Origin of the sequence: Actinomyces oris (assembly GCF_001929375.1) — a bacterium.
GTDB lineage: Bacteria > Actinomycetota > Actinomycetes > Actinomycetales > Actinomycetaceae > Actinomyces > Actinomyces oris_B.
In genome coordinates this window covers 1-22,004 of the sequence record NZ_MSGO01000005.1, presented here as the reverse complement: position 1 = coordinate 22,004, position 22,004 = coordinate 1, and the positions used below count along the sequence as shown (strand labels likewise).

Annotated in this window: 11 protein-coding genes and 1 riboswitch; of the genes, 9 read left to right on the top strand and 2 right to left on the bottom strand. The window is 70.5% G+C overall.

The window, feature by feature from the left end; genetic code table 11:
• The first annotated feature begins 22 nt into the window (after positions 1-22).
• The 9 genes from rpe to BKH32_RS00640 all read left to right on the top strand — a co-directional run bounded on the left by rpe (position 23) and on the right by BKH32_RS00640 (position 20,132).
• Positions 23-718 (top strand): ribulose-phosphate 3-epimerase, encoded by a 696-nt coding sequence (rpe, locus tag BKH32_RS00680; RefSeq protein ID WP_075248165.1) that lies wholly within the window; start codon positions 23-25, stop codon positions 716-718.
• Positions 719-1,095: 377 nt separating this feature from the next.
• Positions 1,096-2,931, top strand: coding sequence for an acetyl/propionyl/methylcrotonyl-CoA carboxylase subunit alpha (locus BKH32_RS00675; protein WP_075248164.1), 1,836 nt, complete (start codon positions 1,096-1,098; stop codon positions 2,929-2,931).
• Positions 2,932-2,997: 66 nt separating this feature from the next.
• Positions 2,998-4,566: an acyl-CoA carboxylase subunit beta gene (locus BKH32_RS00670; RefSeq protein WP_143222653.1), complete on the top strand. Its 1,569-nt coding sequence runs from the start codon at positions 2,998-3,000 to the stop codon at positions 4,564-4,566.
• A gap of 124 nt (positions 4,567-4,690) precedes the next feature.
• Positions 4,691-14,143, top strand: coding sequence for a type I polyketide synthase (locus tag BKH32_RS00665; protein ID WP_081376638.1), 9,453 nt, complete (start codon positions 4,691-4,693; stop codon positions 14,141-14,143).
• Between the two features lie 137 nt (positions 14,144-14,280).
• A complete protein-coding gene (gene acpS, locus BKH32_RS00660; protein ID WP_075248162.1) occupies positions 14,281-14,814 on the top strand; it encodes a holo-ACP synthase AcpS in 534 nt (177 codons plus the stop codon).
• Between the two features lie 233 nt (positions 14,815-15,047).
• Positions 15,048-16,541, top strand: a complete 1,494-nt coding sequence (putP, locus tag BKH32_RS00655) for a sodium/proline symporter PutP (protein WP_075248161.1) — start codon at positions 15,048-15,050, stop codon at positions 16,539-16,541.
• Positions 16,542-16,572: 31 nt separating this feature from the next.
• Complete coding sequence (locus tag BKH32_RS00650) at positions 16,573-17,727, top strand: glycerate kinase (protein WP_075248160.1); 1,155 nt, start codon at positions 16,573-16,575, stop codon at positions 17,725-17,727.
• 76 nt (positions 17,728-17,803) lie between these two features.
• A riboswitch (FMN riboswitch) is annotated at positions 17,804-17,954 on the top strand.
• A 133-nt stretch (positions 17,955-18,087) separates the two neighbouring features.
• Positions 18,088-19,083, top strand: coding sequence for an ABC transporter permease (locus BKH32_RS00645; protein WP_075248159.1), 996 nt, complete (start codon positions 18,088-18,090; stop codon positions 19,081-19,083).
• Positions 19,084-19,148: 65 nt separating this feature from the next.
• Positions 19,149-20,132 carry an ABC transporter substrate-binding protein gene (locus BKH32_RS00640; RefSeq protein WP_075248158.1) on the top strand — a complete coding sequence of 328 codons (984 nt, stop codon included), beginning with the start codon at positions 19,149-19,151 and terminating at the stop codon, positions 20,130-20,132.
• A 66-nt stretch (positions 20,133-20,198) separates the two neighbouring features.
• Here the strand turns inward: BKH32_RS00640 and hisG are convergent, their stop codons facing one another.
• Together hisG and BKH32_RS00630 are read right to left on the bottom strand one after the other, a co-directional pair.
• Positions 20,199-21,044 carry an ATP phosphoribosyltransferase gene (gene hisG / locus BKH32_RS00635; protein ID WP_075248157.1) on the bottom strand — a complete coding sequence of 282 codons (846 nt, stop codon included), beginning with the start codon at positions 21,042-21,044 and terminating at the stop codon, positions 20,199-20,201.
• 58 nt (positions 21,045-21,102) lie between these two features.
• The gene (locus BKH32_RS00630) at positions 21,103-21,366 is read right to left on the bottom strand and encodes a phosphoribosyl-ATP diphosphatase (RefSeq protein WP_075248156.1); all 264 of its coding nucleotides are present in this window, start codon (positions 21,364-21,366) and stop codon (positions 21,103-21,105) included.
• Positions 21,367-22,004: the final 638 nt, after the last annotated feature.

Here is a 22,004-nt window from a genome sequence, read left to right as displayed (position 1 = left end):
GCGCATCATGAGGAGCATCCCGATGACGGCCATCCATCCCTCGATCCTCAACTGCGACATCGCCCACCTGGCCGACGAGCTCGACCGGGTCACGGGAGACGATGACGCCCCGGGCGCCGACGGGCTCCATGTCGATGTCATGGACAACCACTTCGTGCCCAACCTGTCCTGGGGACTGCCGGTGGTCGAGACGGTGCTCGCCCACTCCTCGCTGCCCGTGGACGCCCACCTCATGATCCACGACGCCGACCGCTGGGCGCCGGCCTATGCCGAGGCCGGCTGCCAGATCGTCACCCCCCACGCCGAGGCCACGACGGCACCGGTGCGCCTGGCGCGCGAGCTCCACCGACTCGGCGCCGGCGCAGGCATCGCCCTGAGACCCGCCACCCCCCTGGAGGCCGTCGCCGATGTGCTGGGGGAGTTCGACCTCCTCCTGCTCATGACCGTGGAGCCGGGCTTCGGGGGCCAGTCCTTCATCGAGTCGATGCTGCCCAAGATCCGCCGGGCTCGCGAGCTGGTCGGTGCCAGAGGGCTCGACCTGCGCGTGCAGGTCGATGGCGGCATCACCACCCAGACCATTGAGCGCGCGGCCGAGGCCGGGGCGGATGTCTTCGTGGCCGGCTCAGCGGTCTACCGGGCCGACGACGCCCTGGCTGCCATCTGCGAGCTGCGTGAGGCGGCCTCCTCGCACCGCCATGACACGTGCAGAGGCCGCTGACGACGCCGAGGGGTGCTGACCGTGGCTGGAATCGACGCCCCGCTAGAGGAGAGGCGCATGATGCAGATGTGACGGCCGGTACGCAGGGCCGCTTCACCCCATGAGACTTGTGGGAAACCTCAAAGGTATTCGAGGGGCAGGGAGCACCTTTGTGAGGCCCCCGTTATGCCGCCCCATTACTGGGGTCTCGATTGTTACACCAACGCAACTCTTGGTCTTTGTGAGGTTTCCACAAATGGAATGTGGTGCCCTGACCACGTAACGTCGGTGTCCGGTGGAGCTGCCCCTCGACGATTGTAGGGAAGGCACGGATCCACCCCGCGGGCCCGAGGAGGGCCCGCCGCCAGCCCGGCACCGTCCAGGTAAGGAGACTCTTGGTGACCCTCTCCCGTATCCTCATCGCCAACCGTGGCGAGATCGCACTGCGTATCGTGCGAACCGCCCGCGATCTGGGGGCGACGTCGATCCTTCCGTACACGCCCGAGGACCTCATGAGCCCCGCGGCAGAGCTCGCCGACGAGGCCTACGCGCTGCCCGAGGGAGCGTCCTACACCGACGCGGCAGCGCTCCTCGAGATGGCCCGCGCCACCGGTGCCGACGCCATCCACCCCGGTTACGGATTCCTGTCCGAGGACGCCGACTTCGCCCGCTCCATCATCGAGGCCGGTATCACCTGGGTCGGGCCCTCGCCTGAGGCCATGGACGCCCTCGGGGACAAGATGAGCGCCCGGGCCACCGCCGAGCGGGCCCAGGTCGCCCCGGTGCCGGGCATCACCGACTCGGTCACCGACGCCGAGACCGTCATCGCCTTCGCCGCCGCCCACGGCTACCCGGTCGCCCTGAAGCGCACTGACGGTGGTGGCGGCCGCGGCATCACCGTCCTGCACAACGACGACGAGGTCAGGACCACCCCGGCCTTCGAGTCCGCGGCGCAGGGCGGCGGCACCCTCATCCTGGAGCGGTTCGTCACGGCCGCGCGCCATGTCGAGACCCAGTGCGCCCGCGACTGCCACGGCGGCTTCGCCGTCGTCTCCACCCGCGACTGCTCCCTGCAGCGACGCAACCAGAAGCTCCTCGAGGAGGCTCCTGCCCCCTTCCTGCCCGAGGGTGTTCACGACCGTCTCGTCGAGGCCTCCCATCGCCTCCTGGAGACGGTCGATTACGTCGGGGTGGCCACCTGCGAGTTCCTCCTGACCCCCGAGGGCGATGTCTGGTTCCTGGAGGTCAACCCCCGTCTTCAGGTGGAGCACTGCGTCACCGAAGAGGTCACCGGCACCGACCTGGTCGAGGTCCAGCTGCGCATCGCCGAGGGCGGTCACCTCGGGGAGCTCAATGAGCCCCGCGGTCACAGCCTCGAGCTGCGCATCACCTGTGAGGACCCCGCCTGCGGTCTGGCCCCCTCCACCGGCGCTATCACCCGCCTGCGCTGGCCGGCCGGCCCTGGTATCCGTATCGAGTCCGGAGTCACTGAGGGCGATGTCGTCACCCCCTTGTTCGACCCGATGCTCGCCAAGATCATCGTCACCGGCGCCAGCCGGGAGCAGGCCATCGCCCGAGCCCGGCGCGCCCTGCGGGAGACGGTGGTCGAGGGCGTCACCGTCTGTACCGCCCTGCACACCGAGGTCCTCACGCGCCCTGACTTCACCGCACCCGACAGCGCCGGGCGACTGGCCGTGACCACGCGGTGGATCGAGAACGAGGTGCTGCCCGATCTCGGCGACGCCGCGGCGACGTCGGAGGCCGACGGCTCAGCGGAGACGGTCGCCAACCCGCGTACCCGCTCCAGCTACGTCATCGAGCTCAACGGCCGCCGCATGCAGCTGACCCTGCCTGACGGGATCCTCACCCCCTCCAACCCGGCGCGAGGCTTCAGTCCCCGCAGCAACCGGGCCCAGCCGCTGCGCGGCCGTTCGGGCGCGACCCGCTCATCTCGAGGCGCTGCCCCTGGCGACACCGGGACCGCCGGCGGTGAGCCCGGCGTCATCTCCGCCCCCATGCAGGCCATCGTCACCCGTATCTGCGTGGAGCCGGGCCAGCGGGTCTGCCAGGGCGACCTGCTCGTGGTCCTGGAGTCCATGAAGATGGAGAACTACGTCCACGCACCGAGTGACGGCACCATCTCGGAGATCCCCGTCAGCGCCGGACGCACCGTCTCTGCCGGCGATGTCCTGGTGCGCATGCACACCCCCGAGAACGACTCCGAGGAGGCCTGAACCGTGACCACCGATCCTCTCTCCGGCCCCGGAGCACCTGCTGAGGCACCGGCCCAGGGAACCACCATGGCCGACTCGGCCGCCACCACCGCCTTCCGTCAGCGCATCGCCCGTGTCGACCGGGAGGCCGAGGAGCGCGCCGCCGCCCGTCAGCACGCCAAGGGCAAGCGCACCGCCCGCGAGCGCATCAACGACCTGCTTGACGACTCCACCTTCCTGGAGATCGGCCGCTACACCGGTTCGGGCGCCGGTGACAAGGCCCGTCCCTCGGGCGTCGTCACCGGCTTCGGCCAGATCGACGGGCGCCAGGTGGCCGTCTACTCCCAGGACTTCTCCGTCTCCGGCGGCGCCCTGGGCACCATCGAGGGGGACAAGATCGTCCGCCTCCTGGACGACGCCCTGCGCCTGCGAATCCCCGTCATCGGGCTCATCGACTCCGGCGGTGCCAAGATCCAGGAGGGCGTGGGCGCCCTGCGCCAGTACGGACGCATCTTCAACCGCACCTGCGCCGCCTCCGGACTGGTCCCGCAGATCAGCGTCATCCTGGGGCCCTGCGCCGGTGGCGCCGTCTACAGCCCGGCCCTGACAGACTTCGTCATCGCCACCCGCCAGGCCTCCCACATGTTCGTTACCGGCCCCGACGTCGTACGCGCCACAACCGGTGAGCAGATCAGCGCCGAGGACCTCGGTGGTGCGAAGATCCACGGCTCGGTCTCCGGGGTCGTCCACTACGTGGCCGACGACGAGGAGGACGCGCTGGGCCAGGTCCGCACCTTCCTGGCCTACCTGCCCTCCTCATCCGGGGTCAGCGCCCCCCTGTACGCCTACGACGACGCCGACGCCCAGGCCGACGCCGAGGCCGCCCGCAGCGTCGGCGAGATCGTCCCGGCCTCCACCCGGCAGGCCTACGACGTCGTCGAGGTGGTCTCAGCCGTCGTCGACCACGGCGAGCTCGTCCAGGTCCAGGAGGAGTTCGCCCCCAATGTCGTGGTCGGCTTCGCCTGCTTCGAGGGCCACCCGGTGGGGATCGTCGCCAACCAGCCGCTGGTGGACGCCGGCACCCTGGACGTCGACGCCTCCGAGAAGCTCGCCCGCTTCGTGCGCTTCTGCGACGCCTTCGGGCTGCCGGTGGTCACCTTCGTCGACGTCCCCGGCTACCGTCCCGGAGCCGAGCAGGAGCACGCCGGCATCATCCGCCGTGGCGCCAAGGTCATCAACGCCTACGCCACCGCCACCGTGCCCCTGGTGACGATCGTCCTGCGCAAGGCCTACGGCGGCGCCTACATCGTCATGGGCTCCAAGGCCATCGGCGCCGACCTCAACTTCTGCTGGCCGGGAGCGGAGATCGCCGTCCTGGGCGCCGTCGGCGCCGTCAGCATCATCCACCGCCGCGACCTGGCCAAGGTCCGTGACGAGCAGGGGGAGGAGGCCGCCGCCGCCGAGCACGAGCGGCTCGTGGCCGAGTACACCGACGCCGTCATCAACCCCGACAAGGCCGTGGCCATCGGTGAGATCGACGCCGTCATCGCCCCCGAGGACACCCGCAACGTCATCGTCGACTCACTGGCCGCGCTGCGTGCCAAGAACGACGCCCGCCCCGAGTCACCCAAGAAGCATGACAACATCCCCCTCTGACCCCGGCTCCGAGTCCCACTCGCCGCCACGTCCACCGCGTCCCCCGTCTTCACCTCATCTCAGTTCTGGTAACCGTTCCGAGACCACCGACCACGCCGTCGCAACACCGAAGGACACCACTACCGTGCACACGAACTCGCAAGCCCCCAGCCCCGCGACCACCATCGCTGAGCGCCTGAGCGGAGGCGAGCCCTACATCATCACCTTCGGAGGACAGGCCACCCCCTGGCGCCAGACGCTGGCCGACCTGGTCTCCCTGGACCACGCCCTGGCCGATGACGTCGCGGCGGTCGACCGGGCCGTGGCCGAGCGCCTGGCCCCCGTGTCCACCGACCTGCTCACCGTGACCCCGCGCGGCTCACGGCTCCTGAACGACGAGGCCGCTCCGGTCGCCCCCCAGCACCGCACCACCGCCGACGGCGCAGACGTCTCCGTGCCCGGCATCCTCATGGCCCAGCACGCCGCCCTGGCCTCCCTGCCCGGCGCCGGTATCGACCCGGCCGCCCACGCCCCGGTGGGCGCCATCGGCCACTCCCAGGGCGTCCTGGGAGTCAGCCTCCTTCAAGCCGTGCAGGCCGGTGAGCGCGAGAGAGTCATCGAGGTTCACGCCATCGCCCGCCTCATCGGTGCGGCGGCCACCCGCACCACTCGCCGCCTCGACCTGGGCACGGTGGGGGAGTCCACCCCCATGCTCTCGGTGCGCGGTGTCACCCGCAGCGTGCTCGACGCCGTCCTGGCACGGGTCCCCGGCTCCGAGCGGATCTCCGTGGGCGTGACCAACGGCCGTCAGGCGCACATCCTCTCCGGGCGGCCCGCCGACCTCGAGCGCGTCGTCACCGCCCTGGAGGCCGCCGCCGCCCGCAGCGCCAAGGCCCGCAAGGACCGCCGCCGCGGTGGCGCCGTGCTGGCCCCGGTCACCGAGTTCCTCACCACCTCGGTCCCCTTCCACACCCCCCTGCTCGCCGGTGCCGTCGACGACGTCGCCGCCTGGGCGGCCACCTGCGGCCTGAACGAGAAGCTCGCCCGTGAGCTGGCCACCGCCGTGCTCATCGACCCGGTCGACTGGCCCGGCCTGGTCACCGGGGCCCTAGCAGCCGGATCGGCCGCCCCGGTGCGCACCGTCCTGGACCTGGGACCGGGCAACGTCCTGGTCCGTCTCACCGAGGGCGTCGTGGCCGGTACCGGTACCACCGTCGTGCCCGCGGGGACCGCCAAGGCCATTGACGACCTCGACCGCGCCGGTGCGGCCCCCCGCCCCGGCGTCGACCGCTCCCGCTTCGCTCCGCGCATCACCCGCCTGCCCGACGGCCGCCTCACCCTCGACACCGCCTTCACCCGCCTGACCGGACGCAGCGCGGTACTCCTGGCGGGGATGACCCCCACCACCGTGGATCCGGCCATTGTGGCGGCCGCCGCCAACGCCGGCTACTGGGCCGAGCTCGCCGGCGGGGGCCAGACCACCCCCGCCGTCCTGACCGAGAACCTCGAGGGCCTGGACAAGGCGCTCGAGCCGGGGCGCACCGCGGCCTTCAACGCCATGTTCATGGACCGCTACCTGTGGAACCTGCACCTGGGGACCCAGCGCCTGCTGTCCAAGGCCCGCGCCGGGGGCGCCCCCATCGACGGCATCACCATCTCCGCCGGTATCCCCGAGCTCGAGGAGGCCACCGCGCTGCTCGAGCGCCTCCACGCCGAGGGCTTCCCCTACATCGCCTTCAAGCCCGGCACCGTGGACCAGATCCGTCAGGTCCTGGCCATCGCCCGTGCCGTGCCCGACAGCCCCGTCATCATCCAGATCGAGGACGGGCACGCCGGTGGCCACCACTCGTGGGAGGACCTGGACACCATGCTCCTGGCCACCTACGACGCCATCCGCGCCGTGACCAACGTGGTGCTCGTCGTCGGCGGCGGCATCGGCACGCCCACCCGCGCCGCCGACTACCTCACCGGCCGCTGGGCCGAGGCCTACGGCACGGCCGCCGCCCCCGTCGACGGCGTCATGATCGGCACCGCCGCCATGACCTGCCTGGAGGCCAAGACCAACGACGACGTCAAGCAGCTCCTCGTCGACACCCCCGGAATCCCCGAGGACTCCGGGGTCGAGGGCGGCTGGGTCGCCTCCGGGGAGTCCATCGGCGGCATGACCTCCGGGCTGTCCCACCTGCGTGCCGACCTCTACGAGATCGACAACTCCTCGGCCCGGGCCTCCCGCCTCATCCAGGAGCTCGCCGGTGACGAGGCCGCCATGGCCGCACGCCGTCAGGAGATGATCGACGCCCTGGCCAAGACCGCCAAGCCCTACTTCGGCGACGTCGAGGAGATGACCTACCTTCAGTGGGCCACCCGCTACGCCGAGCTGTGCGTCGCCCCCCACGAGGGGCGCTGCGCCACCCGCGCCGACTGGGCCGACGAGGGCTGGTACGACCGCTTCATCGACCTGCTGCACCGCATCGAGGCCCGCCTGAGCCGGGCCGACCACGGCGAGATCCCCACGCTCTTCGCCGACTACGACGCGGTCATCGACTCCGACGCCGCCCTGGCCGCCCTGGCCGAGCACTACCCGTCGGCCGCCTCCACCCTCGTGGAGCCCGTCGACGCCGCCTGGTTCGTCGACCTGTGCCGCAAGCACCCCAAGCCCGTGCCCTTCGTGCCCGTGGTCGACGCCGACATCCTGCGCTGGTGGGGCACCGACTCCCTGTGGCAGTCCCAGGACCCGCGCTACACCGCCGACCAGGTGCGCATCATCCCCGGTCCGGTCGCCGTTGCCGGCATCACCACCATTAACGAGCCGGTCGGCGAGCTGCTGGGCCGCTTCGAGACCGCCGCCGTCGAGGCCCTCCAAGAGGCCGGCACGGGTGAGCAGGAGGCCGCCGGCCGTCTGGGTGCCGCCCCCGCCGTGGCCGACGGCGTCCTGGCAGCCCCCGTGGCCGACGCCAAGGAGCTCGTCCAGGTGGCCCCCCACGTCCTGTGGAACGGCCACCTGACGGTCAACCCGGCCACCGTCCTGGACGACGACGCCTACAACGTCGTCGCCCGCCCGGACGTGGCTGAGGACGCCTACGACCTCGACATCCGCCTCGACACCCACTGGGACGGCGCTCCCGGCGGAGACGAGATCCACGCCGTGCGCCGCCTCGTGGTGCCCCTGCGCCTGGCCCGCGCCTGGGACGGCGCGGCCCCGCTGGTCGACCCCGAGCGCATCAGCGAGACGATGAATGACCTGCTGCGGGCCACCGCAGGCGTGGGGGCCGTGTCCATCACGGGCGACGACGTCGACCACCTGCCCGAGGTCCGCGCCGCGCGAGCCGGGGCCACGGACGCCCTGGGGCGTCCCGCCTCCCAGCCCTTCGGCACCATCCACGGCTCCTTCACGCTGGCCAGCACCTTGGGCCACGACCACGCCTCGGTGACCGCCGACGCCCTGCCTGCGGACCTGTCCGCCGCGCCCTTCGTGCCCGACGCCCTGCTCGGCCCCTGCTGGCCGGTGGTCTACGCCGCCCTGGGCAGTGTTGTCGAGGACGGCATGCCGCTCATCGAGGGCCTGCTCGGTGCCGTCCATCTGGACCACACCATCGACCTGCACCTCACCCTCCACCAGCTCCAGCAGGCCGCGGCCACGACCAGCCCCACGATCAACGTCACCGGCTGGGTCGCGGCGCTGGAGGAGTCCAGTGCCGGCCGCGTCGTCGACGTGCGCCTGGAGCTGACCGACGCCGGCGACGGCACCATCGTGGCGCTCATGCGCGAGCGCTTCGCCATCCGCGGCCGCGCCTCCGGCAACGCCGTGCCCAGCGCCCCCGAGCTCGCCGGCGGCACCGGGCGCGAGACGGCCCCGGCCGCACGCCGCATCCTGCGCCGCACCACCGTCACCGCGCCCGCGGACATGACGGCCTTCGCCCGGGTCACCGGTGACTTCAACCCGATCCACACCTCCTACAACGCCGCCCACGTGGCCGGCATGGAGGCCCCGCTCGTCCACGGCATGTGGCTGTCGGCCACCGCCCAGCAGGTGGCGGCCTCCACCGCGGCCGACGGCTCGCGCCACGTCCTGGCCGGCTGGACCTACGTCATGACCGGTCCGGTGGAGCTGAGCGACGACGTCGAGATCACCGTGGAGCGCACCGGCCTGGTGGTCGGCGGTGGCTACGTCCTGGAGGTCGTCTGCCGCATCAACGGCGAGGTCGTCTCCCGCGGCACCGCCGTGACGACGCCCGAGCCCACCGCCTACGTCTACCCCGGTCAGGGCATCCAGGCCCCCGGCATGGGGCTGGACGAGATGAACTCCTCCAAGGCCGCCCGGGAGATCTGGGAACGGGCCGACGCCCACACCCGCGCCGAGCTGGGCTTCTCCGTCATCAACCTGGTGCGCGACAACCCCACCGAGATGACCGCCCGCGGCGTCACCTACCGTCACCCCGAGGGCCTGCTCAACCTCACCCAGTTCACCCAGGTGGCCCTGGCCACCGTCGCGATGGCGACCACTGCGCGCCTGGCCGAGGCCGGCGCCCTCGTGGACAGCGCCGCCTTCGCCGGCCACTCCCTGGGCGAGTACACGGCGCTGAGCGCCTACGGGCGCGTCATGCCCGTGGAGACGACCATCTCGATCGTCTTCCAGCGCGGCTCCACCATGCACTCGCTGGTGCCCCGCGACGCCGACGGCGCCTCGAACTACCGCATGGGGGCCCTGCGCCCCAACCAGGCGGGCATCAAGGCCGACGAGGTCGAGGCCTACGTGCAGTCGATCTCCCAGGCCACCGGAGAGTTCCTCCAGATCGTCAACCACAACCTGGCCGGCGTCCAGTACGCCGTGGCCGGCACGATCAAGGGCCTGGACGCCCTGGCCGCAGACGCCCGTGCCAAGGCCAAGGCCCGCGGGGGCAAGAACCCCTTCATGCTCGTCCCCGGCATCGACGTGCCCTTCCACTCCGAGGTGCTGCGCCCCGGCGTGCCGGAGTTCCGCACTCGCCTGCTCGAGCTCGTCCCCGAGGACCTGGACATCGAGCGCCTGGCGGGCCACTACGTGCCCAACCTCGTGGCCCGCCCCTTCGCCCTGACCCAGGACTTCGCCCGTTCGATCCTTCAGGTCGTGCCCTCCAAGCCCGTCGAGGAGATCCTGGCCGACTGGGACTCCTGGGTGAAGCGCCCCACGGAGCTGGCCCGCGTCCTGCTCGTCGAGCTCCTGGCCTGGCAGTTCGCCTCCCCGGTGCGCTGGATCGAGACCCAGGAGGTCCTGCTGTCCTCCCCGAGCGAGGGCGGCCTGGGGATCGAGCACATCGTCGAGGTGGGGCTGGCGGGTTCCCCCACCCTGGCGAACCTGGCCACCAACACCCTGCGTCTGCCCCAGCACGCCGGGCGTCACGTCACCGTGCACAACGCTCGCCGCGACGAGGCCCGGGTCCTGGCCACCGACACCGACCCGGCCGTCGAGCTCACCGAGCCGGACTTCGACGTTCCGGCCGCCGAGGAGCCGGCTGCGGAGGCCTCGGCTCCCGCGCAGGCCGCTGCGGCCGAGCAGGCCCCGGCTCCCGCAGCCGAGGCCGCACCCGCTGCGGCGGCTCCGGCCGCCGCCGGACCGGTGGACGACCTGCCCTTCGGCGCGACCGACGCCCTGACGGTGCTGCTGGCCCACGCCTCGCGCATCCGTCCCGAGCAGATCGGTGCCACGGACACCACCGAGACACTCACCAACGGAGTCTCCTCGCGTCGTAACCAGCTCCTCATGGACCTGGGAACCGAGCTCGAGCTCGCCTCCATCGACGGCGCCGCCGACGCCGACATGACGGCCCTGGCCGCCACGGTCGCCAAGGGGGCCCCCGGCTACAAGGCCTTCGGTCCGGTCCTCACCGAGGCCATCCGCGTGGGGCTGGGCCGTCTTCTGGGCCCCTCCGGCGTGCGCGCCTCCCGCGTCGCCGACCGCGTCACCGGCACCTGGGGCCTGGGGCAGGGGTGGGTCTCCCACGTGACCGCCGCGCTGTTCCTGGGGACCCGGGAGGGCGCCTCGATGCGCGGCGAGGACCTGGCCTCCCTGGGCTCCTCGGCCCCGCTGACCAGCGTGGGCGCCGTGGACGCCCTCATCGACTCCGCCGTCCAGGCTGTCGCCGCCGATCATGGCGTGAGCGTCGCCAAGCCGAGTGCCGGCGGTGCCGGGGGCGCAGTGGTCGACTCTGCGGCCCTGGACGCCTTCGCCCAGAGCGTCACCGGCTCCGAGGGAGTCCTGGCCACCACCGCCCGCACTCTCCTGGACGCCCTGGGCCTGGCCGAGAAGGCCACTGTCCCGGCTGACGCCGACGACGAGGCCTCCCGTACCCGGGCCGCCATGGCCGCCCTGGACGCCGAGCTGGGCGCCGGATGGGTCAAGTCGGTCACCCCGGCCTTCGCCCCCGAGCGCGCCGTCCTCATCGACGACCGCTGGGCCACGGCCCGTGAGGACGTCGCCCGACTGGGCTCCGGCGAGACCGACCTGGATGCCTCCCGCCGGCTCCTGGCCCCCGAGCGCTTCGTGGGTCTGGGACAGACGGTGGCCGATCACGCCACGTGGTGGGCCAAGCAGGTCAAGGCCTCTGACCTGGCCGACGGCACCGAGCGCGCCGCCGCCCTGACCGCGATCGCCCAGGCCGCGCCGAAGGCCCCGCAGGCCGGTGACGCCACGGTGCGCTGGTCCGAGGACGTCGCCGTCGTCACCGGTGTGGCCCCCGGCTCCATCGCGGCGGCCGTCGTCGGGGAGCTGCTGGCCGGTGGCGCCACCGTGGTGGCCACCAGCTCGCGCCTGACCCACGAGCGCCTCGAGTTCGCCACCACCCTGTACCGCGAGCACGCCGCGGCCGGCGCCAAGCTGTGGATGGTTCCCGCGAACCTGTCCTCCTACCGGGACGTCGACGCCCTGGCCGAGTGGATCGGCAACGACCAGGTGGTCACCACCGGTGGCTCCACCAAGGTCGTCAAGGAGGCCCTGGTTCCCACCCTCCTGTTCCCCTTCGCCGCACCGCGCGTCTCGGGCACGCTGGCCGACGCCGGCCCCGCGGCCGAGTCCCAGACCCGCCTGCTGCTGTGGTCGGTGGAGCGCACCATCGCCGCCCTGAGCGCCATCGGCACCGACACCCACGTCGACCACCGTCTGCACGTGGTCCTGCCCGGCTCCCCGAACCGGGGCACCTTCGGCGGTGACGGCGCTTACGGCGAGGTCAAGTCCGCCCTGGACGCGATCGTCAACCGCTGGTCGTCGGAGCGGGCCTGGGCCCAGCGCGTCACTCTGGCCCACCCCCGTATCGGCTGGGTCAAGGGCACCGGCCTCATGGGCGGTAACGACCCGCTCGTCGCCGCCGTCGAGGCCGTCGGGGTGCGCACCTGGACCACGGAGGAGATCGCCTCCGAGCTCACCGACCTGTGCACCACCGAGGTGCGCACCCGAGCGGCCCAGGCCCCGGTGAACGCCGACCTCACCGGGGGGCTGGGTGACGGCATCGACCTGGTGGCCCTGCGCGAGAACGCCGCTGCTCAGGCCGCCGGGCCCACCGAGGAGACCGAGGCCCCGGCCGTCATCAAGGCCCTGCCCACCCCGGTGGTCCCGACCCAGCCCACCGCCCCCCACTGGGGCGAGGTGAGCGCCGACCTCGACGATCTGGTCGTCATCATCTCCACCGGAGAGGTCTCCACCTGGGGATCGGGCCGTACACGCCGCGAGGCCGAGCTGGGCATGAGCGGCGGGGAGGACGTCGACCTGACCGCCGCCGGCGTCCTCGAGCTCGCCTGGGGCATGGGGCTGCTCACCTGGCAGGACAGCCCCAAGGCCGGCTGGTACGACACCGATGGGGAGATGGTCGAGGAGTCCGACATCCTGGACCGCTACCGCGACGAGGTCGTGGCCCGCTGCGGTATCCGTCAGTTCGTCGACGACGGCGTCATCGCGCCGATCGCCGACGAGGAGGTCACCGTCTATCTCGACCGCGACATCACCCTGTCGGTTCCCGACGAGGCCACGGCCCGCACCATTGAGGCCTCCGACCCCGAGCACACGCTCGTGGTTCCCGACGCCGAGACCGGCGAGTGGACCGTCACCCGCCTGGCCGGCTCACTGGCCCGGGTACCGCGCCGCGCGGCCCTGTCGCGCACGGTCGGCGGCCAGTTCCCACGCGACTTCGACCCGGAGCGCTGGGGCATCCCCGCCTCGATGACCCAGGGCATGGACCCGATCGCCTCCTGGAACCTGGTCACCGCCGTCGACGCCTTCCTGTCGGCCGGTTTCACCCCGGCCGAGCTCCTCAAGGCCGTTCACCCCTCCGACGTGGCCTCCACGCAGGGCACCGGCTTCGGCGGCATGGAGTCGATGCGCAAGATGTTCGTCGGCCGGTTCCTGGGGGAGGAGCGTCCCAGTGACATCCTCCAGGAGGCCCTGCCCAACGTCGTGGCCGCCCACGTCATGCAGTCCTACATCGGCGGTTACGGCGCCATGGTCCAGCCGGTGAGCGCCTGCGCCACCGCGGCCGTCTCCATCGAGGAGGGCTGGGACAAGATCGCCCTGGGCAAGGCCGACGTCGTCGTGGCCGGCGCCATCGACGACATCTCGATCGAGTCGGTCGTCGGCTTCGGCAACATGAACGCCACCGCGGAGGCCGCGGCCATGCGCGCCAAGGGCATCTCCGACCGCCACTTCTCGCGCGCCAACGACCGCCGCCGCGGCGGATTCGTGGAGGCCGAGGGCGGCGGCACGGTGATCCTGGCCCGTGGTTCGGTGGCGGCCCGGATGGGGCTGCCGGTCGCCGGTGTGGTTGGTTTCGTCTCCTCCTACGCCGACGGAGCCCACACCTCGATCCCGGCCCCCGGCCTGGGCGCCCTGGGCGCCGGCCGCGGCGGGCGCAGCTCGCGCCTGGCCAAGGCTCTGGCGGCCCTGGGCGTGGAGGCCGACGACATCGCACTGGTCTCCAAGCACGACACCTCCACCGGTGCCAACGACCCCAACGAGTCCGAGCTGCACACGCGTCTGGCGCGCGCCCTGGGACGCTCCGAGGGCAACTCGCTGGTGGCGGTCTCGCAGAAGACCATCACCGGTCACGCCAAGGGCGGTGCCGCCGTCTTCCAGGTCGCGGGCCTGACCGAGATCCTCGCCTCCGGCGTGGCTCCCGGTAACGCCTCCCTGGATGTCGTCGACGCCCCCCTGGCCAAGGACGTCTTCTGGGTGTGGCCGCGCAGGCCCATCCGCCTGGCCGGCCGTGGCGGCCAGGACGGCCGCGTCCCGGGGGCCGGCCCGGTGCGAGCCGGTCTGCTGACCTCGCTGGGCTTCGGACACGTCTCCGGTCTCATCGCGATCGTCCACCCCGGCGCCTTCGAGGCCGCTCTGCGCCAGGCCGAGGGCCAGGAGGCGGTTGACGCCTGGTTGGCCTCCGCCAACGCCCGCCTGGCCGCCGGTACCAGGCGTCGCCGCGCCGGCATGATCGGCCGGGCCCCGCTGTTCGAGCAGGTCCAGGGCCGGCGCCTGGGGGAGGAGTCCAAGCAGCGCGACCCGCATGAGGTCGAGGCCGCCATGCTGCTCGACCCCGACGCCCGGCTGGGCTCCGATGGCGTCTACCACGCCGGCGAGTGAGCTCATCACGATAGCGGACAGGGCCGGTTCTACTGACGATGGATACCGTCTGTAGAACCGGCCCTGTCCGGCTCACATGGAAATGTCAAAGGAATTGACTCAATGATATGTAAGCCTTTTTTCTTTGGGATTCGGTGATGACACAACCGCGGCTTCCTGACACCCCGCAGACGTCCCCCGGTTCCACTGTTCTGGCGGTGGGCATGGACCTGGTGCACATTCCAGGTTTCTCCGCCCAGCTCGATCAGCCCGGCACCGTCTTCGCACAACGCGCCTTCACTGCGCGCGAGCTCCGAGAGGCCCGGAGCCGCTCACAGGAGAGGGGGACGAGCCCGGCCCAGCACCTGGCGGCGCGGTGGGCGGCCAAGGAGTCCTTCATCAAGGCCTGGAGCCAGGCGCATATCCGCAACGCAACAAGTCGCGGAACGAGCGCTTCCCCGGTTATCCTGCCTCAGGACGTCGACTGGCGTGAGATCGAGGTTGTCACCGACCGGTGGGGCCGCCCTTCTTTACGCCTGAGCGGCACCGTTGCCCATGCTGTTGAGCACAGCCTCGGAGAGGAGGTATCGACCCCAGGGTGTTGGCCGGTTTCCATGAGCCATGACGGTGATTACGCCTCGGCCATCGTTCTTCACGTGCGTTGCGTCGTGCCCGCACAGAAAGCACGATGAAGAAACCTTGACGATGATCAAGTGAGCGGTCACTGCTGTCCGTCATGTCATGTACGGATTTCCACATCATCCGCGGTGCTTGCCTGTCACTCATGGTCGCGCCATCAGGAACATCAACGGCGAGCCGCGACATACTGCGCACGCCGATCCGGATCACTCACGAGACTCCACGAGTCCTTCCTCCAACGGCACTTGCGGTATGTCTCCCCTCTGACTGACGTGAGGACATATAGATGACTGCCACTACCTATCAAGCCATCGCGATGATCGTCTATTTCGTGGTCATGCTTTCCATCGGGGGCTGGGCCTATCTGCGAACGGACAACTTCGACGACTACATGCTCGCCGACCGCGACCTCAATCCGTGGGTGGCAGCACTGTCGGCGGGAGCCTCGGACATGTCGGGGTGGCTGCTGATGGGACTACCGGGAACCCTGTACGTCAGCGGACTGGTCGAGGGGTGGATCGCCGTCGGACTGACGGTCGGTGCCCTGGCGAACTGGCTGTTGGTGGCTCCTCGCCTGCGCGCCTACACCGAGGTCGCCAACAACTCGATCACCGTCCCCAGCTTCCTGGACAACCGACTCCACGACACGCGCCGGTTGCTGCGGTGGTCCAGTGGCCTCATCATTCTGGTCTACTTCACCTTCTACGTCTCCTCCGGCATGGTCGCCGGCGGCCGTTTCTTCGAGTCCTCCTTCGATATGGACTACCACCTCGGCATGGTCATCGTCGCCGCCATCACCGTGGTCTACACGCTGATCGGCGGGTTCCTGGCCGTGTCCTACACCGACTTCGTCCAGGGAGTCATGATGGTGGCCGCCCTGGTCATGGTCCCCGTCGCAGGGATCATTCGACTCGGGGGAGTGTCCAACCTGGCCAAGGCGGTCTCCGAGGTCGACGCCCACTACTGGGCCATCTGGGGGCCGACGACGACGCTGCTCGGCGTCACCTCGGCGCTGGCCTGGGGGCTGGGCTACTTCGGTCAGCCGCACATCATCGTCCGGTTCATGGCTATCCGCAGCCCCAGGGAGGCCGTGGCCGGCGGCACCATCGGAATCGGTTGGATGCTCTTCGCCGTGCTCGGTGCTGCCGGCACCGCCGTCGTCGGCGTGGCCACCTACCACCACGACAAGAAGCAGCTGGCCGACCCGGAGACCGTCTTCATCACGCTGGGCAAGCTGCTCTTCCACCCGTTGGTCGCCGGATTCATGCTGGCAGCCATTCTCGCCGCCATCATGTCGACGATATCCTCCCAGCTGCTGGTCACCTCCTCGGCGCTCATCGAGGACCTGTACGGCTCCTTCGCCCGCACCCGAGAGGAGAAGATCAGCGGCAACCGCATGGTGCTCTACTCGCGCATGGCGGTTTTCGCCATTGCTCTGGTCGCGGCGGTCATGGCCTGGAACCCCAGTAAAACGATCCTCGACCTCGTGGCCTTCGCCTGGGCCGGCTTCGGCGCCTCCTTCGGCCCCACTATTCTGCTGTCGCTGTACTGGAAGCGCTTGAGCGCCGTAGGGGCTTTCGCCGGAATGATCACCGGGGCCGTCGTCGTCATGATCTGGGGCAACATCTCCGGTGGCCCGGGAGGCATCTTCGACCTCTACGAGATCGTGCCGGGATTCCTGGGCAACCTGGCCGTGGCCTGGGGTGTGTCTTGCACGAGTCAGCCCTCCCAGGAGATCTCCGAGGAGTTCGACGCCGCTGTCGCCGCCTCACGCGCGTAGCCGGTCTGGGGAGTCGGACAGTACCGCAATCATGAGGATCGTCATCGCACCCGACTCCTTCAAGGAGTCCATGACCGCCGTGCAGGCCGCTCGGGCCATGGCGGTCGGGGTGCGGGACGCCCTGCCCACCACGTGCCTGGTCGATCAGGTCCCCGTCTCCGACGGCGGAGAGGGTTTCGCCGAGGCCGTCACGGCCGCCTGGGGCGCCTCGTGGCAGGAGGTGACCACGGTTGACGCCCTGGGCAGGCCCCGGATGGCGGGCTTCGGACTCGACGGCGCTCGGGCCGTTGTCGATCTGGCCTCCAGCGTGGGGCTGGAGCACATCGCGCCGGGAGAACGGGACGTCATGCGCTCCTCGACCGCAGGGCTCGGTCATGTCATCACTGCCGCGGTCGACGCCGGTGCCCGCTCACTGCTCATCGGACTGGGTGGGTCGGCCTCCAACGACCTGGGCCTGGGGATGCTCGTGGCCCTGGGCGCCCGCTGCCTGGATGAGCGGGAAGGCGAGGTGGAGCCGGTACCCGCCGAGTTCTCTCGCATCCGGCGGATCGAAGTCGGGCCGGCTCGCCGTCGCCTTGAGGGCGTGAGCCTCACAGTGGCCGGTGACGTGACGAATCCGCTCACGGGTCCCCACGGCGCGGCAGCCGTCTTCGGGCCGCAGAAGGGACTGACCGGGCCTGCGATCACATGGGTCGACGGTGAGGTGACGCGCCTGGCCGGAGTCCTCGGCCTGAGCCACTGGGTCTGCCGCCCGGGCACCGGGGCGGCAGGCGGCACCGCCTTCGCCCTGGCAGCTGTTCTCGGGGCGGAGCTTGCCACCGGCATTGATCACCTGGCTCGCGTCGTCGGGCTGCGTGAGCGGCTCGAGGAGGCCGACCTGCTGCTGACAGGGGAGGGGACCGTCGATGGGCAGTCCCTGGATGGCAAGGCGGTCAGCGGAGTGCTCCGCCTGGCCTGCGAGTACGGGGTGCCCTCCATCGTCTTCGCCGGACGGGTCAGGATCGATGCCGCGGCTCAACAGCGTCTGAGTGATCTGGGAGCCCAGTGCATCATCCAGATCTCCGACCCTTCCGAGACATTGGAGACGTCTCTCAGACGGGGCCCAGAACATCTGCGCCGGGCGGTTGCGGACGCTGTGGGGCACTGTTCTGCTGATGGTGACCAGCTCGAGCCGCGCCCTGAATGACAGCCCACGAGCGCGCTCAGCCATGAAGAGGTCCCGGCTACCGCGTGGGATGGTTGCGTTGTATTCTTGCCGCCAGCAACGTGCTCCGGGGTCGGTGAAAGTCCGAACCGGCGGTCATAGTCCGCGACCCGCTCGCACCACACCCGCCTGAAGCGGCCATGGATGCGGCGGCTGAGCCGGTGGAATCCCGGCACCGACGGTGAAAGTCCGGAGGGGAGGATGCGCGTGGCGCTCGGCGGGGAGGCCCGCAGCTCGAGACGTTGTCTCGAGCTCACGGACAACCGTGAGCTCACAGGATGGGGGATCGAGCGGGCGCCCAGCACGTGTGTGCGCCGACCGACGGCGCACAGGCGGACCCCGGTGCAGCCGGGAGCGCCCGTTCCCGGAACGACCCGGGAGGACACTGCCGTGTACAGCCCCAGCCCCATCGGCAAGGCCGCACGCCCCCATGCTTCCCCCACCGCGGTATCCAGTGACGTCCTGGAGCCGTTGACGTCCTCAGGCTCGCCGGTGCCCTCGCCGTCGGAGTCCGTCTCAGAGTCGCCGCAGACGCCTCCGGCTCACCGTCAGCGTCGTGTCCGTGCTGCAGGACATCGCGGCCCGTGGCCGGCGCTTCTTCTCGGCACTGCTTTGCTCGTCGCCTGGCAGGCCGCCGCTGCCTCGGGCGTCGTTCCGGCCATCTTCCTGCCCAGCCCGCTGGCCGTCATCACACGGATGTGGCTGGGTCTGACCCAGGCGGGGCTGGCCGCCTACGCCGGGGTGACGCTCAAGGAGGCGCTCCTGGGTTGTCTGCTGGCCGCGGCCTTCGCGCTGCCCCTGGCCTGGGTGCTGCACCATTGGCGGTTCTTCTCCCGAGCCGTCCTGCCCTATGTCGCTGCGAGCCAAGCGGTTCCCGGTATCGCCCTGGCTCCGCTCCTCGTCCTGTGGATCGGCTACGGCACCCTGCCGGTGGTGATCCTGTGCGCCTTCATGGTGTTCTTCCCCATCACGATCACCGTGCTGCTGGGCCTGCGCGGCCTGGACACGGACATCATCGACGCGGCCCGGCTCGACGGCGCGCACGGGCTGAGCATGCTCGTGCACATGGAGCTGCCGATGACGCTGCCGGCGATCTACACGGGACTGCGCACAGGGTTCACCCTGTCCATCACAGGCGCAGTCGTCGGAGAGATGATCATGGGCGGCGACGGCCTGGGAATGCTGTTGTCCACCCAGCGCGACAAGGTGGACACCACGGGCATGTTCTCCACCATCACCCTCCTGTGCATCCTGGCCACCACCATCCACTGGGCGCTCCACGAGCTCGAGCAGCGCAGCCGCACCGTGGACGCCCTGCGTGGCCGGCGCGCCGGCTGAGCCACCTCGACCAACACCCCGCACCCCCATCGCCCTGCCCCGATCCACCCGGAAAGGAAACACTCATGCCCCTCTCACGCCGCCACCTGCTGACAGGAGGTCTCGTCCTGACCGGAACCGGCGTGCTCGCCGCCTGCTCGTCAAAGGCAAGCAGCCCACTGACCATCGGTCTGACCTACACGCCCAACATCCAGTTCGCCCCCTTCTACATGGCCAAGAAGGACAGTAAGTACGCCTCCGGGGTGAGCCTGCGCCATCACGGGGCCCAGGAGGGGCTCTTCGACGCCCTGCTCGGCGGGAAGGAGCAGCTCGTCGTGGCGGGAGCCGACGAGGCCGTCGTCGCCGCCTCCAACGGGTCCGACCTCGTCGTCGTCGGCGGCTACTACCAGTCCTACCCGGCCTGCCTCATCGTGCCGGAGAGCTCTGCGATCAAGACTCCGGCGGACCTCAAGGGCAAGACCGTCGGCACGCCGGGACGCAAGGGGGAGACGTGGTACGCCCTCCAGCTGGCCATGGACACCGCCTCGCTGAGTGAGTCCGACCTGACGATCCAGGACATCGGCTACACCCAGCAGGCGGCGCTCGTCGGCGGCAAGGTCGACGCCGTCGTCGGCTTCTCCAACAACGACGCCGTGCAGATCAAGCAGGCCGGTACCGCGGTGCGCACGATCCAGCCGGCCGAGTCGATCCCCCTCATCGGCGCCTCCCTGGTGACGACCCGGGAGCTGTTGGACTCCCGGCGCCAGGACCTCCAGGCGGCGGTCAAGGCCTCAGTGGAGGGCATGACCGCTTTCGTCAAGGATCCCGACGCCGCCGTCGAGGCGACCAAGGAGCACGTGCAGGACCTGGTTGACTCCACTCAGGCCGCCAACGCCCGCGAGGTCGCCGTGGCCACGGGCAAGCTGGTCAGCGGGGAGGGCAAGGCGGCCGTCGGCTCAGTGCGGGTCGACGACTTCACACCGATGATCGAGTTCCTCGCCTCCCACAAGATCCTGGGCGACAAGAAGCCCCCCAAGGCGGCTGAGGTCTGCGTGCCCCTGACTCAGTAGAGAGCAGGAGAGAGCAGGAGACCGGGACAGGGTATCAGGCCCGGGGACGTCCCCCGGGGGAGGCGTCTACAGCCGGCAGGCCAGCAGTGAGGAGACGAGGATGGCGCGCGCCCCGACCTCGTAGAGCTCATCCATGACCCGGTTCATGTCCGCCCGCGGGACCATGGCGCGCACGGCCACCCAGTCGGGGTTCTGCAGCGGGGAGACGGTGGGGGACTCGATGCCCGGGGTGAGGGCCGTCGCCAGGTGCAGCTTGTTCATGGGGATGTCGTAGTCGACGAGCACGTAGGCGCGGGCGCGCAGCACCCCCTCCAGCCGCCGCACGAGCGTGGCCAGCCCGGGCTCTCCACGGAACTGCTCGGTGGTGATGAGCACGGCCTCGCTGACGAGGATCGCATCCCCGAAGGTCTCCAGGCCGGCCGCCCGCAGCGTTGTGCCGGTCTCGACGACGTCAGCGATGAGGTCGGCCACGCCCAGCTGGACGGAGGACTCCACGGCGCCGTCGAGGTGAACGGTCTGGGCCTCCACTCCCCGGGAGGCCAGGTAGTTGCGCACCAGGACGTCGTAGGAGGTAGCCACGCGGCGCCCGGCGACGTTGGCCAGGGAGCTCATCGTGCCCTTGGGGGCGGCGAAGCGGAAGGTGGAGCGGGAGAAGCCCAGGGGCAGGTGCTCGACGGCGTCGACCCCGGAGTCCAGCAGCAGGTCCCGGCCGGTGATGCCGGCGTGCACCGTGCCCTGGCCGACGTAGACGGCGATGTCGCGTGGCCGCAGGAAGAACAGCTCGACGTCGTTGGCCTCGTCGACGAGCACGAGCTCACGGCCCGTACGGCGGGTGCGGTAGCCCGCCTCGGAGAGCATGGTGATGGCGGGATCGGACAGGGAGCCCTTGTTCGGGACGGCGATACGCAGCACGGCGGTTCCTGATCTGTGGTGGGGGAGTCGAGTGAGGAGGCCTGAGAGGCCTGAGGACCTACAGGTAGCGGTAGACGTCCTGGAGGCTGTAGCCCTTGGCGACCATCATGACCTGGGCGTGGTAGAGCAGCTGGCTGATCTCCTCGCAGGCGGCCTCATCGGACTCGTGCTCGCAGGCCATCCAGGCCTCGGCGGCCTCCTCCACGAGCTTCTTGCCGATGAAGTGGACCCCGCGGTCCAGCTCCTCCACCGTCCCGGAGCCCTCAGGGCGGGTGGCCGCCTTGTGCTGCAGCTCGTCGAAAAGGTTCTCAAAGGTCTTCATGGGCCTAGGCTATCGGAAAGCCGGTGGGCCGATGACCGGCTCCGTTCCATCTTGTGACGTTTGAGGCTCCTGCAGGATCGGGTTGCTACCCAGGTACGAGAGCCGTCGCTCATGATGTCGGCGGGGGACCGGTTCAGTGCTCACGCAGTGGGCAAGGGCCGTCCCTTCGTCGACGTCCTCGGAAGAGAGTTCTGAGAGCTCTGCGGTTCTGGCTCGACTCGCTCACGCGCACGGGGAGTGACAACCAGCAGCTGTGCAGAATCTGCCGCCCCTTGTGAGGAGCTCGTGTCGGTCCTGCTCCGAGTTTTCCACAGGGTGGCCTCGGGGTCTGGTGCGGGGGTGTTGGGGCGGGTAGTGTCAATACACCGCTTGGACGGGCAGTGTTGCCTGGCCGGGTGGGGTATGGAGTTGTTGTGGTGGCGAGGAGGCTTTTGTGATGAGTGCGTCCCTACGATCCCCCAAGCCCGTGGGTGCCCGGGAGCCGGTGTCCGGCTCTGGCCAGGTCGCCGTGTCGGAGCGGCGCCCCATCGCGATCAGACGTCGCGGTAGGCGGGAACTCAATGCTCCCAGCGAGCCCGGGGAGCAGGTGGTTGCGAGGGGAGGGTCGGAGCGGCCGAGCGGCCGGTCAGCCACTCCGG

Bases quoted from the DNA above. Each gene is read 5' to 3' on its own strand.
- rpe (WP_075248165.1), top strand. From the start codon at position 23: ATGACGGCCATCCATCCCTCGATCCTCAACTGCGACATCGCCCACCTG.
- BKH32_RS00670 (WP_143222653.1), top strand. From the start codon at position 2,998: ATGGCCGACTCGGCCGCCACCACCGCCTTCCGTCAGCGCATCGCCCGT.
- acpS (WP_075248162.1), top strand. From the start codon at position 14,281: ATGACACAACCGCGGCTTCCTGACACCCCGCAGACGTCCCCCGGTTCC.
- putP (WP_075248161.1), top strand. From the start codon at position 15,048: ATGACTGCCACTACCTATCAAGCCATCGCGATGATCGTCTATTTCGTG.
- BKH32_RS00650 (WP_075248160.1), top strand. From the start codon at position 16,573: ATGAGGATCGTCATCGCACCCGACTCCTTCAAGGAGTCCATGACCGCC.
- BKH32_RS00640 (WP_075248158.1), top strand. From the start codon at position 19,149: ATGCCCCTCTCACGCCGCCACCTGCTGACAGGAGGTCTCGTCCTGACC.
- BKH32_RS00630 (WP_075248156.1), bottom strand. From the start codon at position 21,366: ATGAAGACCTTTGAGAACCTTTTCGACGAGCTGCAGCACAAGGCGGCC.